Below are 14593 nucleotides of genomic sequence, written 5' to 3'. Positions count from 1 at the left end.
AATCCTCAATTTTCGGGCCGGGGCGGAATTTCTTCTCCCCGGTCAAATGTTTCCCACCCTTTGCCCTGGAACAGATCGATGCCAAGCTGCGAGGCGACATGGGCAAAATCGACATTCACCCAGTTGTCGACGATCTTGCCGTCGACAACTTTCCAGAAATCCATGTAACGGATCTCGACGCGCTTGCCGGTGGGCGCAATCCCCAGAAATTCGCCAGAATGGGTTGCTTCCTGGCGGCCAAAAGCTGCCGCCCACTCGCCCATATAAAGCCGGGCCTCGTCGATGCAGGTCTTGTCGGAAAACGCAGCCTGGAACGGGCGTTGCCAGTTTTCCTGGAATTCCTTCAGGCCCGTCTTGGTGCCGCAACCCTGGTTGCCAAGCCAGCGGAACCCTTCGGCGAAGAATTCGCCGATGTCTTCGATACGGTGGTCGTTCAAACCATCGACCATCCCCTCGATCACGGCGCGGGTCTCGTCGGTTTTGCTCATGTCCGTGTCACGTGTCAGCACGGCTTGTTCGGGGCGGGAGCCTTTCATGTTTCTCTTCCTTTTATGGTTACCAAGGGGTCTTCTGTGTGGAGGGCGAGGATTAATCCGCCGTCAGAAAATCCCTTGGCATCCGGTTGAGCGCCGGATGGTGCGCAACGGCGTTATGTCTGGCAGAGCAGCTCATGCAGCCTGCTCGGCGATTTCAGCAAAGAGGTCATAGCCCAGTTGCAACAGCACATGCGGGACATCGACGAAAACCCAGTTTTCGACCAGCAGATCGTCCTCGCGGCGCCACCAGTCGCAGACCCGCATGAAGACGCGTTTGCCACTTGCGGACTGGCCGAGGAAAGGTTTCACTTGGACGCCAGTTAACGAGGGCCAACCGCCCGAGCATACGTAGTTACCTTCGCCATAGCGGGTGAAATGCGCCGTCATACCATTGCCCGCAGTGCCGCCAGACCAGCCTTCAAAGGCGGCTTCAAAAGGCACCTGGAAGGTGGCAAAACTCTCAATCCCGACGAAAGAACCGAAGGCGCCGGGGCCGTACCAGACCATGTTGTCATGCCAGTAGGGGCGCCAAGCCTCGTTCTCGGTAGCAAGCCCGGCCAGCATTTCTGTGACCATATGATAGCTCTTGGCACCCTCCGCAGGATCCTGCGGAGTGGTCAAGATGCCATCATGGCTGGCAGGGCCTTGAATCATGCCGGTGAAGCCGCGGGTCTTGCCCGGGCTGTCAGGGACCGGCCATTGTCCAGCGGCCAGCATCAGCTCTGGAATATCGAGGAAGATATAGCTTTCCACCGCCTTGCCGTCCTGCATCCGGTGGAACTCGCCGAAGCGCAGATAGGCAAGCTCGCCTGTGGCCCGGATGCCGAGCCAGTCGCGCGAGAACCGACCAACGAAATAGCCGGTGGCGCTGATCCAGTCCTGCCCGTCAAATTCGCCGGCCATGACGATGTCATCGCGCCGAAAAAGCCCGTCGAAGGCAGCGGCGAGCGGGGCGATGACGTGATCGTGCAGCCCGAGGCCGCCCGCGACCTCATTGAAGGGATGCACCACGTTGACATGTGCACCGGGGGCGAAGAAAGCGTCAAATGCCGGCCGGAAGTTGCCAGGATGGCGTTGTGCTTCGGTGAATTTCAGAAAGGGTTTGCGGTCGAGGTTTTTCATCTTCTCTGTCTCAATGGGGTCTGTTCGGGGCGTGTTCGGAGAAGCGCCCCGCAAGGTCCCGCGCGCATCAAAGCAAATGGAATTCGTCCCGGCCGCCGGGTCCTGCGCGCAGCTACATTCAGTCTGGCAGTATGCGCATGGGCAGATACGGACTGAGGATGAGTGCGTCCCATCAGAGTTAGCCTTTCACAGCCCCGGCCGTCAGACCGCCCACAATCTGTCGCTGGAAGAACATGACCAGAATGAACAATGGAACTGTGGCTGAAACCACAGCCGCAACCGCGAACATCACGTTACCTTCAGTCTGCGTTGTACCAAGAAACGCGGCAATGGCAGGCACCATCGTGCGGTTGCTTTCGGACAGCAGCATCGCCCCGACGGCAAAATCGTTATAGGCCAGCAGGAACGAGAACAGCCCGGTGGTGATCACCCCTGGCCACATCACCGGAATGATCACGCGACGAAATGCCTGGAACTGGTTGCATCCGTCGACCTTGGCGCTTTCATCCAGCTCGCTTGGGATATTCTTAAAGAAAGAATGCAGCATCCACAGAGTGAACGGCTGGTTTATCGCCACAAGCACGATGATCGTGGTTGGAAGGATCCCCCAGATGTTCCATTCGAAGAAAGGCAGCAAATATCCCGAGACCAGCGTAATCGGTGGCATAGCCCGGAAGATAAGTGCCGTGATCAATAGCCAGAACGTATAGTTGTAGGTCGACCGGGACAGAGCATAGCCCCCCAGCGTTCCGATTGTGAGCGAGATGGTGACAACAAAGAAACAGACGATCCCTGTGTTGAGAACATTCCGCCAGAATTCTTCCTGTATCCAGGCGCCCTCGTACCCTGTGGTTGTGAAAGGCGAGCCATAGACGGCTTCGGTCCGTGCTCCGGTGATGGCATTGGTCCAGTCGGCGATCGAAAAGAAATCCAACTCTACTTTGAACGAACCCCAGACCGTCCAGAGGAACGGGAAAGCGGCCAGAACGAACCATAGGATCACAAATAAGGATGAGGCGATCCGGAGACTTCTAGGCATTCTTTGTGCGCGGCTGGCCATTTTATCTTGCTCCTTTGAAGTCGCGCCAGGTGCGGACAAGCACGGGTGACAGCAGAATGGCGACTCCGATTATCGTGATCACAGAGGTCGCGGCCGCGGAAGAAAGCTGCCGGGTTTCACCGCCTAAGTCGTTGAAGATGAATGTACTAAGGGATTGTGCGTGCGCACCTGCGCTGAACCCGATTATCGGTTCAAACACCTTGAAGTTGTCCATCAACTGAATCAACGCAACAAATGTGACCAGTGGCATGAGATGAGGAACGACCACGAACTTAACCTGTTGCCAGCGGGTTGCCCCGTCTATCTGGGCGGCCTCGATTTGATCCTGGGGCAATGTTTGCAGCCCCGCATAGAACACGACAAATGCAAATGGAGCGGCGTGCCAAACTCCATAAACCATCAGCGCCACCCACATCAGCCCGGTTGAGGCCTTCAGGCTAAAATCCGGATCCCCGGCCAGATATACCAGGGCGTTGCCGATGACCCCGCGGCTGTCAATCATCCAGAACAGGATAAGCGAGCCAATCAACGGAGTGACGATCATCGGCAAAAGCGAAAAGAAGATCAGCAGCCCTTTGAGATTTCGGTGCAGGGAGTTGATTGCCAGCGCAATCACCAGCCCCAAAATGATTGTGAGAGGCGTAACAACAAACGTGAAGGTCAGCGTAAAAGCCATTGCCCTGTAAAAGGGCAAATTACCGATCTTTGAGAAGAAACCGCCCCAGGTTTCATTCACAGCCCAGATCTGGCCAATTTCCTGGATCGCCAGGTGGCCACGGTCCAGGTAAATGTCCAATCCGACAAATCGGCCCAGTGGTTTCTCGGCGCGAAGGGCGGCTGTTGCCTCTTGATCAATCGTGGTCTCTGTCGTGCAGCCAATCAGGGGGGTGCAGCTTTCGACCTCTAACAAAACGGCCGGATGAGGCGCGAAAATGGATTGGGTCACCACCGAGACTATCGGCATCGCGATGAACAGCAGCATCGCAAGCCCGGTGGGCAGGAAGAACCACAGGAAGGTCTTATGGCGCATGTCGCAATCCCCACGTGAATTGGTTTGTGCGGGCGGCCCTTGCAGACGCCCGCACGAGTCAGACCCTACTGGAGGAAACCTTGTTCGATGGCAGCGGCGCGATATGCGGCTTCGACATCGGCCAGCGCCTGCTCAGCGCTTTCCTTGCCTTGCATGAAGTCTGAAAGTTCATTGCCTAGCGCGCTGTGCATCAGGCCCATGTAAGGCAACATCGGATAAGGCGGCGTGCCCATTTTGGCCGCCTCAAACACGCCTTCGGCGTCCGCACCAGGCTCGTAGCCTTCGATCAACCATACCGCCAGCGGCGTGGTTTCATCGTTCAGCATGTCAGGACGGATACCGTGTTTCATCGCGATGAACGTAGCCTCGGCTTCTTCATCCGAAATGTTCTTGCCGACGGTCCAGCCGTCCCACCACAGGGTCGATGCCGGCGTCGACCCGCCGCCGACTGTCAGTGGTGCGCCGATCGCATGACCGTCGATCACTTCCTGAAGCACGCCTTCGGTCGTGGTTTGCTGCGATGCGCGTGAACCCCACATATTCATGATTGCAACGTTACCAGCACGGTATTCGGCATTAGTGGCATTGGAATCGTGGGTCAGGAAGTCGGGGTTCATGTATTCCGACAAAGCCTTCATCATGTTCAGCGCATTGACACCAGCCTCAGAATTCACGTTGGGCTCGGCTGTTCCGGCTTTGAAGTGGCTGCCGCCATAGCCAAGAAAAATGTTGTTGAATTCCTGTGCCAGATTCCAACCCGACGCATAGGCGCCTCCAACCGGGTTTTGCATGATGCCCTGCTCGCGAATGGCTTTGGCAGCTTCGAGCAATTCTTCATAGGTTGTCGGCACTTCGACACCGGCCTGTTCCAACACGTCCTTGCGATACATCAGGTGCTGAGCATTCGCCATGAACGCCACGGCCATAATGTCATCACCAATCTTGATCAACTGACCTGGCTGCAGGTCCTGACCATGCTGTTCCACCAGATCGTTGAGCGGCCGAATAACATCTTCGTTCATCAACGCCACGATCGAGCTGTTGGCGATGATGGCACTGGTGTATTCAGACGGGTTTCCGGACAGACCAGCCACGTTGATGGTCTGGTGCTCGGAGGTCAGGTTTGAATCGACCGATGCGCCTGTGCATTCTTTCGCGCCGGTTGCGACGGCCTGAATGGCCGCAAATTCGTTACCAACGATATTCACGCGCCCGCTAATTTCACAGGCATAACCTGCGCTGGCGGCAAAGGCGGCCAAGGACCCAGCCAATGCTATTTTCTTCAGAAACATTTGTATTCCTCCCTAGGTAGATGGGTGCATCTTCGAAGTCTGCACCTGCATTAAACCCGGCAATGCGGGTTTGGATTTTCTGTTCAGCGCTCCAAACGCGTTCCGGTTTGCGCATCAAACAAGTGGCAGTGATCGGTGTGGATATGGATTGAAACCTGATCATCGATTTCAGCGCGATAGGTTTTGTCGGCTTTGACCGAAACCAGCGCGCCACCGATCCGAACCGAGACCATCGTGCTGTCGCCCAAAAGCTCCTGCGTGTAGATGGGCCCGTTAATCTCGCCGCCGCTTTCCACGACATTGGCGTCCTCGGCGCGAAAGCCCAGCGTAATCGGGCCGTCCGACGCATTCAGCCCATGCACCTCAGTGTTCTGAGCCCTAAACACCCCATTCTGAACCTGACCATCGATAAGGTTCATTGCAGGGTTGCCAATAAAGCTGGCCACAAAAGTGTTTGCGGGTGCATCGTAAATATCGGTCGGAGAGCCAACCTGCTGCACGATACCCTGCTTCATGATCACCACACGATCGGCAAGGGTCATCGCTTCGATCTGGTCATGAGTCACGTAGATTGTGGTCACGGCAAGCTCGTGGCTGAGGTTCTTGATCTGCGCGCGCGTCGAAACACGCAGCTTGGCGTCAAGGTTTGACAGCGGTTCGTCCATCAGAAAGACATTTGGCTCGCGAACAATGGCGCGGGCCAAAGCGACGCGCTGTCGCTGGCCGCCCGACAACTCTGCCGGTTTGCGATGCAGAAAGTCATCCAGTTCGACCATGGCCGAAGCGCGGCGCACTTTTTCGTCATGCGTGGAAGGGTCGATGCCGCGCACCTTCAGCGGGAACCGGATATTCTCATAAACATTCATGTTCGGATAGAGCGCGTAGGACTGAAACACCATGGCGACATCGCGGTCCTTGGGCTCCATGTCATTGACACGCTCGCCATCTATCAGAATGTCGCCCTCGCTGGCGTCCTCCAAACCCGCAATCATGCGCATGGTCGTCGTCTTGCCACAGCCTGATGGGCCAAGAAGAACCAGAAACTCTTTATCGGCAATAGTCAGGTCGAAATTATCGACCCCCACAAACGATCCCCAACGTTTCCCAACACTGCGAAGTTGAATTTCGGCCATTCTGTCCTCCCATGTGCACTTGTCGTGCATACGTTTGCAAGAGCATAGACATCTGATGGAACATCAGGCAAGCTTTTTTTGCATGCGTTTGCAAATCTACGTTTCACTATACTGAAAACCTGTGCTCAATTCCTGGTAAAGCACTGAAAGAAAAGAATATGCCTTACGAAGCCGAGAAAAATATTGTTCTGGATCTTTATGAAGCTCTGAGCCGAGCTGAAGAATCAGCGGTCCCTGACGTGATCTCGAAATATTGCGCCGATGACTATCTGTGGCGCGGATTCCATCCCTTTGACGAACTGCATGGCCCCAGTGACGTAGGTACCCAGTTCTGGCTTCCGCTGAAACAAAGCCTGACCCGAATGCAGCGCCGCATGGACATATTCATGGCCGGAGAAAACGAGATGGACGGTTTCACCTCGGTCTGGGTTGTATCAATGGGCCATCTCATGGGGCTGTTCGACAAAGATTGGCTAGGTATCTCGCCAAACGGCAAAATGACATTTCTGCGCTATTGCGAATTCAACAAGGTCGAAAACGGGAAAATCACTGAAACGGCGATGTATTTCGACATACCTCATTTCATGATGCAGGCCGGATTGCAGCCGTTCCCACCTCAGACAGCCGCGCAGCTCGTGCAGCCGGGGCCCATGACCCATGACGGCCTGATGGTCGGTCCGCAACCTGCGGCGGAAGGAGAGCGGACCCTGGCAGCCATCAACTCTATGATCTCCGATCTGGGCCAATGGAACAGCGGCCTCAGCCTTGAGGACGAGCTACGGCGCACATGGTCCGAAGACATGATCTGGTGGGGGCCATCCGGGATCGGTGCGACCTACACGATCGAACGCTACGCCCAACAGCATGCAGGCCCTTTCCGTGCTGGTTTCACTGACCGGTCGAAAACCAAACACATATGCCGCCTGGCAGAGGGTCATTATGGCGGTTTTTTTGGCTGGCCGAACTTCACAGCCCGTCCAACTGGCGGGTTCATGGGAATGCCTGCGACTGACAAAGCCGGTGAATTTCGGGTGATAGATATCTATCGGCGAGACGGGGATAAGCTGGCCGAGAACTGGATATTCATCGACCTTTTGCATTTCTGGAAACAGCAGGGCGTGGACATCCTTGCCAGAATGTCCGAGCTACCGCGAACATAACCGGCAGGATTGACGCACATCAGACCTTGGCTCTGTGCACTACCCCTGGCTCATGGCGCGTAGGGTCAAAAGGTTCTTTGGCGACCCAGCGCCGATTCACCTGGAATACATGCTGAACGAGTTCCGGTCCGACGCCGCCCCAATCGGGGCGGCATTTTTTATTTGCAAACGGAGCAAGCGCTGGCTCATATCCCAAGCCTCACATGGGCCCCGCGCCTGAGCGGGATTGCGTATCCGAGCGAACGAGAATGGGCCAAGCGGCGGCGTTCAGGGCGTCCCATTGGTCGGGGTCAACCTCAATCCCCTGTTCCAAAGCTTGATTATAGTTGGCTGCTAGCTGCGCCGCCGAAATCTCAAACCGCTGAAGTTCGGGTTGCTCCACCTGACGTGTCACCGCGTCCGCCAACAATGCAGGCTGATTTGTGCAGATGATAGTGACGGTCGAGATTTCTTCATGATCACGATAGGAAACACCGTAGCGGAGGGAAAGAACACTGAGAACAGGAATACATCCTTCGGATATTGCGCGCCTTTAAAGGAAATCATGAACCGGCTTTCGACTTGATATGACCAGCAGTCATTCACGCGCTAATTGCGAATGCGTCGATGGTCAAAAGATTGCAGCATTTTCCGATCAACAACCTGACCAAGCCCCAAATACAATGACCAGTCAGCTGAACAATCTGCTGGTATCGGGAATCCAAAAAGTGTTCTGAATACTCGAGCCTTGACGCATTTTCGAATTAGGGCACTGATGTTGACATCCCGGATGCGCTGTATCCATATCCTGAATTCCATGATCGGCAGCAAAAATAGTGGAAAAGAAAAACTGCACTGAAAGTGAAATAGGTCAGACACTGCAACGGTTACGCCAAGAGCGTGAACTTAAGTTGGGTGACCTGGCTACTCGGGCACAGGTGTCCACTGCGATGATCAGTCGTATAGAGAATGGTAATGTCTCACCTTCGCTTGCGATGCTGCAATCACTGGCGGATGCCCTTGATGTGCCATTGGTGGCATTGTTTGCACGCTCAGATGCGGCAGCAGATGTGCATCACGCGCGTGCCGGGGATGGTCTCCAGGCGCGGCGTATCACTCAGGGGCACACGCATAACTACCTTCTGTTGGGCAAGCACAGTGCACCCCAAGGGACGTTCCAGTCGGCGCGGATCAGTATTTCAAAAGAACAATCAGACAATTTGCCCGGCTATCAGCATGAAGGCTATGTCTTCATCTACATAATCGAGGGCCAGGCAATCTATCGTTGCGGCAGCGAAGATTTTGATATGTCAGCGGGAGATACGTTGAGTTTTGATGCCAAGCTTCCGCATGGTTTCCGTAAAATCCACTCGCAAAAGATCGAATTCATTGCCGTCTCTACTCGTCAGCAATAGTAGGGCAATCCAGATACACAACCCAATTTGGCGCCAACTAAGTGATATCGCATGCTGGCCAGATTTTTGAATTTCGAATAACCATATCTTATGGGTCGAATCTGACACCCTAAATGACAAGGCAAAAACCACTGAGGCCAAATGAACATCACATTCCGACAAGTTGACGCGTTTCGAACGGTGGTCTCGACCGGGACTGTGACCGAGGCCGCAGCGATGTTGGGTATTTCTCAACCTGCAGTCAGCCGGCTGATCTCTGATTTCGAAGAAGAAGTTGGGTTTCCACTTTTTCAGCGTGTCGGCCGTGTGCTGATACCCACAGACGAGGCCAGATTACTGGTTGAAGAAGTGCGTCAAGCCGTTAGCGGTATGGAACATATTAAGGATTCTGCCACAGCTATTGGGAAGTTTGGCCACGCGCGCCTCAACCTTGTGATTACGCCTGGCGTTTCTTCGCAACTCGCGCCGGACCTGATAGGGAAATTTGCTGCCACTTGCCCACATGCGATGGCCCGAATGGAAATTGCCCCCAGCGATGATGCAGTCGAATGGATGGTGTCCCAGAATTATGACTTTGGCATCACGACAACCCAACCGGCAAATCCGTCATTTGAAAGCCTTGTGATCAAAGACAGTGATGTGTGCTGCGTGGTTTCGGTGGATCACGCCTTGGCCGACAATGCTCTTGCCCAGGCGAGGGATCTGGCAGATGAAAGTTTTATTTCCTATATGCCTTCCTCTCGCTTTCGCTATGAAATCGACCAATTTTTCGAAGCAAAAGGGATTGCACGGCGCATGCAGTATGAGACGCGCACAACCGACTCTATCTGCAGGCTGGTTTCACGTGGTTTGGGAGTTTCTGTCGTCGGCGCCAGTCTGGACTACCTCAAGACCATTCCAGGTTGCGTGGCTATACCATTTGCCGCGCCGTTAAACTTCCGGGCTGTTCTATTTTGGTCAAAGAACAAGACCCTATCTGCCGTTGGAAAGTCTTTTCTGAACATCGTCCAATCAGATCTCAACGCCGATTGAGAGCCGCCCGAAAAGTGGATCGCGCCTGCGCGCTGTGGATATAGGCATAGTCGTGGGGATAGGACGCGCCTGCCTTTACCTCCATCGAAATGAACTGCGGGCCGGACAAAGATAATACCTGTGGTGCCGCTTCGGCAAACCGGTCGATATCCGTGAAACGTTGCACACCCGCGTACCCTGCAGCCCAGGCCATAGCAGCGAAATCTACCATGTCCGCCCCAGGCAGAGGATGCGCTCCGTTCACTTCGTACACCCTGTTGAAAGATAGAAAGTGATACAGGTTTCTTGCCCCGGCACTGGCAATTGTGACCAATGTCCCGAGGTTCATCAACAGACTGCCATCACCATCCAGAACAATCACGCGCCGATCTGGATTGGCCAACGCCAGCCCCAATCCGTGAGATGAGGCCTGCCCCATCGCCCCGACTGCGACATAGTTCAGTTCACGTGGGTTCAGCGCCAGCCAGTCGAAACAGCTTTGATAGACTGCGACCACAATATCGTCGTCGCGAACATGTGGGATCAGCGCCTCGAGCGCCGCATCTCGGTGCATTGTCATGGTGTCTCCGGGGGGCGCCCGATCAGGAAAATATGGGGCTTTGACGATGTATAGGCGGCCTCAACGGCCTGGCAGATATGCGCCTCATCTCCGGGTTCTTCGATCAGCGAATGCGACAGTTCCATTGCATCCAGCACCGGACGGACGATCCTGACTCCGTAAGAGGCCGAGTAATCTGGGTGTATATGCGGCTCTTTTCCTTGCAGACCCACCATCATCACAACCGGTAGTTCGTAATCCACCCCGATAGCCCGGATTGCATTGAGAGAATCCATCAATCCTGTTTGCTGCATCATCAAAAGCGCACGGGTTCCGTTATAGGACATGGCCCCACAGATACTGACACCCTCATCTTCCTTGCAGATGCGGGTCAGCCGAAATTCCGGATCCCGAGAAATTGGCCATAGCAACCCATCACTGGTAACAATATCAGGCAGGGCCACAATTTCACGCACATGCGCCGCCTTAATTTGTGCCAGAATTGCTGCACCAGAAGGATGCGCCACCTTTGGCACATCCGCCGCCGCCCTAGACGAAGCGACCATCACGCGCCTCCGCCTAGAAATCTTGCAATACCGTCCCGCGCAATCCTCAGATCGCGCATATGTCCGACAGTTATGCGCAAATAGTCCCCGTAGACGGACGAGGCGAACCGCCGCACCGCGACCCCTTCCTGCAAAAGCGCGCTTGTGGCCGCTTCTGCGGATTTTTGCATATCGGGAAAATGAACCAGAACAAAATTTGCCTGACTGGGTATTACGCCCAACCCAAGTGCCTGCAGCTCAGCGCTGATCCAGTCCCGGCCCCTACGGTTCGCATCGTGGACATAGCGTGTGTGCGCCTCATCTTCCAATGCCGCAATCGCAGCTGCAGCAGAGGACGACGCCACTGGAAAAGTCAAACCGACCCGACGAACAGCATCGATGATGTCATCGGGCCCGTACATCCAGCCCACGCGCGCGCCGGCCAATCCGTAAATCTTGGAGAACGTCCTGCAGATGACGACATTTTTCGCCTGTTCGACCAAAATATGGGCGGGTTCATAATCCGGCGCGTCGACGTATTCTTCATAAGCTGCATCGATGATCAACAAGACGTTGTCCGGCAGTGCAGCATGCAGGCGGCGAACTTCGGTTCCGCTCAGGTAAGTACCTGCCGGGTTTTCGGGGTTGGCCAGATAAACCACCCGCGTCCGATCAGTCAACGCATTGATCATACGGTCAGCGGATGGTTTGAAATGATCATCTGCAACCGACACAACCTCGGCATCGTTGGCATAGGCGTAGTTCGGGACCTTCAGATAGCCGTTTGCACTGCGGATCAATTCGGTACCGGGCCCAAGATATGCCCGCGCCAGCCGCGCCAGCAAGTCGTCGGACCCCTGCCCTGTTGTGATGCGCGCCGCATCCAGTCCGAAATGGCTCGCGATTGCCGGGGCAAGAATGTGATCCGGATTTTCCAGATAACGTTCAATCGAGCTGGCGGCAGCCCGTGCCGCGTCTCGGGCAATCGGACTGGGACCAAACGCACTTTCGTTTGAATTGAGCAGGACTGCGGAGGGCGGCGCGATATTGGCCGCCTCGCTCACCATATGGGGTTTGATCCTGTCAATTCCCGCTTTCGCGAGGGCAACGGTCATTCATGTCCTCCTGCACCAATAGGCGGGGTGGGTTGTGATTTTCCTTCATATCACATAACTAGTCATTTTTAGCAATTCACTTTCTTAAATGTTATGATATTGATGTGCAGAATACCACCCTAAGGACTCACATGACTGATCCCCACGCGACCTCGAACAGCAGGCTTCATCTCACAACGGATCTTGACTTACCGGGACGGAATACCGGTGATCTGATGTTGAAATGGTCCGACAATGCTGTGCCCCTTGGGTATTACCCCGTTCCGGTCATCAGCATCCGCGGACAGCCGGGGCCTGTCGTGTTGATGCTTGGGGGAACTCATGGTGATGAATTCGAAGGTCCAGCAGCTATCCTTCGGCTTGCAGCGCAACTTGATCCGTTAAAATTGACCGGACAGGTCATCCTGATCCCAGCTCTGAACGCCCCGGCGGTTCACGCCTCTTCGCGTGTTTCGCCGCTAGATGGTCAAAACCTGAACCGCGCATTCCCCGGAAATGCAGACGGCGGCCCAACCGCCATGCTTGCCCATTTTATTGAAACTGAAATGATCCCGCGGGCAGATGCCGTGATTGATCTGCATTCCGGAGGCAAGGCATCAGTGTTCGAACCCTGCGCGTTGGCTGCACGCACAGACGATGCGCAGCTCACTGCAGCCAATATGGAATTGGCTCGGGCCTTTGGGTTGCCGTTGATCTGGGTACTCGGTGCGAACAACGACAACCGATCAGTTAACTCCGCCGCGGCTCGGGCCAAGATCCCTATGATCGCGGCGGAACTGAGCGGTGGCGGCGGTGTCGACCCTGATGTGACCGATCTTGCTGAGGCTGGCCTGATGCGTTGCCTGCGTCATCTGGGTGTTCTACCCAGCAGATCCTCGGAATCTGTCCCGACGCACTGCGTAGAAATCGCGGACCCAACGCACAGTCTCTACGCCCCTGCCGATGGCCTGTTTGATCGACGCTGCTCCGCCGGACAATATGTCGAGGCTGGAGCATCTGCTGGCACGCTCTTTTTTCCAGCCGAACCGGATCGCGCACCGTTGGATCTGAGGCTTCCAGCTTCGGGTCTTGTTCTTGCCCATGGCAATCGCGGTGTGGTGCGCCGGGGCGATTTGCTGACCTTGGTGGCGCAACCTCTGCCCGAGGGGCCATAGATGCGGACCTATACGCCATTCATTAACGGGTCATTTCTACCCTGGGCCGCAGAGACATTGCCGAGTGTTAACCCGGCCACCGGCACTGAATGGAGCAAGATCGCACGATGTGGCGCTGAAACAGCCGATCAAGCCATACGAAATGCCGATCGCGCCTTTCGGGAAGGCCCATGGGCCAACACCAGCCCAAATGACAGGGCCCATGTTCTGGATCAGCTTGCCGATACTTTGGAGACCCGCTGGCAGGAACTGGTCGAGCCCGAGATCCGCGACAATGGCAAGCGGATCTCCGAAGTACGGGGGCAATTTGCCGGATTGCATAGCTGGTTTCGGCATTTCGCAGCACAAGCTCGCAAAATGCAGCCCGAACAACAGGCAAATACAGTCCTCGGTGTGAGCAGCGTAGGCCACTACATCCCATATGGCGTGGTTGTGGCGATAACACCTTGGAATTCTCCTTTGATGATCCTTGCGTGGAAGCTGGCTCCGGCACTGGCGGCGGGCAACACGGTTGTTGTCAAACCATCGGAAATGGCGTCGGCCTCAACGCTGGAATTTGCCCGGCTTGTACATGAGGCTGGGTTACCGCCTGGCGTCCTTAATGTAGTGACTGGGCTCGGCTATGAAGTTGGCGAGTCGCTCGTTCGCCATCCATTGACCCGCAAGGTGACCTTTACCGGGTCAGATCTCGGAGGATGTAAAGTCGCCGAAGCAGCGGCGGCGGGTGTGGTCCCGACAGTGCTGGAGTTAGGAGGAAAATCACCGCAGGTTGTGTTTGCAGACTGTGATCTGGACAACACCGTCAACGGCATTCTCTCTGGTATTTTTCTGTCTAATGGACAGACCTGTGTCGCCGGGTCACGTCTAATCGTCGAAGCCAGCATGAAAGAAAACTTGTTGGCAAAACTGCTGTCACGGGCGCGCGACTTACGTCTTGGTGATCCGATGGAGCTTGAGACTCAGATTGCTCCGCTGGCCAATGAACCGCACCTGCGCAAAGTGACCGAAATGATTGCACGGGCAAAGGCGGATGGGGCTGTTTGCCTGTTGGACGGGCTTGAAGCTGCCGCTGGGCGAGACGGGTTTTTTGTTGGCCCAACCATTTTCGACAATGTGACGCCCGACATGCAGCTCTGGCGCGAAGAGGTGTTCGGGCCGGTGCTGGCGGTTACCTCATTTGATACAGAAGCCGAGGCCATCGCGCTGTCCAACGATAGCGACTATGGGTTGGCCGCCGGTGTCTGGACCACCGATCCCGCCAAAGGCGAGCGAGTGGCCGAAGCTATCGTAGCAGGCACCGTTTACATCAATCACTATCGCAGCGTCGATCCCGCCAGCCCTATTGGCGGGGTCAAGCTGTCCGGATATGGGCGAGAACTTGGCCCGGACGCCATCAAGGATTTCTGTCAGATCAAATCCGTCTGGACCGGCGCAGCACCGGTCCCGGATCCGTTTCCCTGATCTGTCAGCACCAATACGTAC

At 55.5% G+C, this 14593-nt stretch carries 15 protein-coding genes and 1 pseudogene; 5 read left to right on the top strand and 11 right to left on the bottom strand.

Annotated elements, in window-relative coordinates; genetic code table 11:
• Positions 1-5 precede the first annotated feature (5 nt).
• From AC2FHX_RS13865 to AC2FHX_RS13840, 6 genes are all read right to left on the bottom strand, one after another.
• Complete coding sequence (locus AC2FHX_RS13865; protein ID WP_496702212.1) at positions 6-536, bottom strand: ester cyclase; 531 nt, start codon at positions 534-536, stop codon at positions 6-8.
• Positions 537-668: 132 nt separating this feature from the next.
• Positions 669-1658: a nuclear transport factor 2 family protein gene (locus AC2FHX_RS13860; RefSeq protein ID WP_496702213.1), complete on the bottom strand. Its 990-nt coding sequence runs from the start codon at positions 1656-1658 to the stop codon at positions 669-671.
• A 178-nt stretch (positions 1659-1836) separates the two neighbouring features.
• Positions 1837-2718, bottom strand: coding sequence for a carbohydrate ABC transporter permease (locus AC2FHX_RS13855; protein WP_281972841.1), 882 nt, complete (start codon positions 2716-2718; stop codon positions 1837-1839).
• A gap of 1 nt (position 2719) precedes the next feature.
• Positions 2720-3748, bottom strand: a complete 1029-nt coding sequence (locus AC2FHX_RS13850; RefSeq protein WP_281972840.1) for a carbohydrate ABC transporter permease — start codon at positions 3746-3748, stop codon at positions 2720-2722.
• A 65-nt stretch (positions 3749-3813) separates the two neighbouring features.
• Complete coding sequence (locus AC2FHX_RS13845) at positions 3814-5040, bottom strand: ABC transporter substrate-binding protein (RefSeq protein ID WP_271949112.1); 1227 nt, start codon at positions 5038-5040, stop codon at positions 3814-3816.
• A gap of 83 nt (positions 5041-5123) precedes the next feature.
• Positions 5124-6173 carry an ABC transporter ATP-binding protein gene (locus AC2FHX_RS13840; protein ID WP_496691509.1) on the bottom strand — a complete coding sequence of 350 codons (1050 nt, stop codon included), beginning with the start codon at positions 6171-6173 and terminating at the stop codon, positions 5124-5126.
• Between the two features lie 158 nt (positions 6174-6331).
• Between AC2FHX_RS13840 and AC2FHX_RS13835 the strand changes: the two genes are divergently transcribed.
• Positions 6332-7333, top strand: coding sequence for a nuclear transport factor 2 family protein (locus tag AC2FHX_RS13835; RefSeq protein ID WP_271949114.1), 1002 nt, complete (start codon positions 6332-6334; stop codon positions 7331-7333).
• Between the two features lie 199 nt (positions 7334-7532).
• Here the strand turns inward: AC2FHX_RS13835 and AC2FHX_RS13830 are convergent, their stop codons facing one another.
• Together AC2FHX_RS13830 and AC2FHX_RS13825 are read right to left on the bottom strand one after the other, a co-directional pair.
• The gene (locus AC2FHX_RS13830) at positions 7533-7727 is read right to left on the bottom strand and encodes a hypothetical protein (RefSeq protein ID WP_496702425.1); all 195 of its coding nucleotides are present in this window, start codon (positions 7725-7727) and stop codon (positions 7533-7535) included.
• A gap of 51 nt (positions 7728-7778) precedes the next feature.
• A pseudogene (locus AC2FHX_RS13825) lies at positions 7779-7879 on the bottom strand (IS6 family transposase); the annotation flags it as partial.
• A 269-nt stretch (positions 7880-8148) separates the two neighbouring features.
• Between AC2FHX_RS13825 and AC2FHX_RS13820 the strand changes: the two are divergent.
• Both AC2FHX_RS13820 and AC2FHX_RS13815 read left to right on the top strand, forming a co-directional pair.
• Positions 8149-8727, top strand: a complete 579-nt coding sequence (locus tag AC2FHX_RS13820; protein WP_496691506.1) for a helix-turn-helix domain-containing protein — start codon at positions 8149-8151, stop codon at positions 8725-8727.
• Between the two features lie 141 nt (positions 8728-8868).
• Positions 8869-9759, top strand: coding sequence for a LysR substrate-binding domain-containing protein (locus AC2FHX_RS13815; RefSeq protein WP_496691505.1), 891 nt, complete (start codon positions 8869-8871; stop codon positions 9757-9759).
• Here AC2FHX_RS13815 and AC2FHX_RS13810 read toward each other — a convergent pair.
• Genes AC2FHX_RS13810 through AC2FHX_RS13800 form a run of 3 tightly spaced genes read right to left on the bottom strand, consistent with a single transcriptional unit; the run spans position 9746 to position 11957 of the window.
• The gene (locus AC2FHX_RS13810) at positions 9746-10318 is read right to left on the bottom strand and encodes a thiamine pyrophosphate-dependent enzyme (protein WP_496702214.1); all 573 of its coding nucleotides are present in this window, start codon (positions 10316-10318) and stop codon (positions 9746-9748) included. The genes AC2FHX_RS13815 and AC2FHX_RS13810 overlap by 14 nt on opposite strands.
• Positions 10315-10863: a decarboxylase gene (locus AC2FHX_RS13805; RefSeq protein ID WP_496702215.1), complete on the bottom strand. Its 549-nt coding sequence runs from the start codon at positions 10861-10863 to the stop codon at positions 10315-10317. The genes AC2FHX_RS13810 and AC2FHX_RS13805 overlap by 4 nt, the downstream gene beginning before the upstream one ends.
• The gene (locus tag AC2FHX_RS13800) at positions 10863-11957 is read right to left on the bottom strand and encodes a pyridoxal phosphate-dependent aminotransferase (RefSeq protein WP_496702217.1); all 1095 of its coding nucleotides are present in this window, start codon (positions 11955-11957) and stop codon (positions 10863-10865) included. Before AC2FHX_RS13800 ends, AC2FHX_RS13805 begins: the two co-directional genes overlap by 1 nt.
• Before the next feature lie 131 nt (positions 11958-12088).
• Between AC2FHX_RS13800 and AC2FHX_RS13795 the strand changes: the two genes are divergently transcribed.
• Together AC2FHX_RS13795 and AC2FHX_RS13790 are read left to right on the top strand one after the other, a co-directional pair.
• Positions 12089-13111 carry a succinylglutamate desuccinylase/aspartoacylase family protein gene (locus tag AC2FHX_RS13795; protein WP_496702219.1) on the top strand — a complete coding sequence of 341 codons (1023 nt, stop codon included), beginning with the start codon at positions 12089-12091 and terminating at the stop codon, positions 13109-13111.
• Entirely contained in the window at positions 13112-14572 is a 1461-nt protein-coding gene (locus AC2FHX_RS13790) for an aldehyde dehydrogenase (RefSeq protein WP_496702221.1), read from the top strand. It abuts the gene before it with no gap.
• Positions 14573-14593 lie beyond the last annotated feature (21 nt).

Source organism: Ruegeria sp. CDSC042 (genome assembly GCF_059610745.1).
This window is presented reverse-complemented; position numbering and strand designations above follow the sequence as displayed.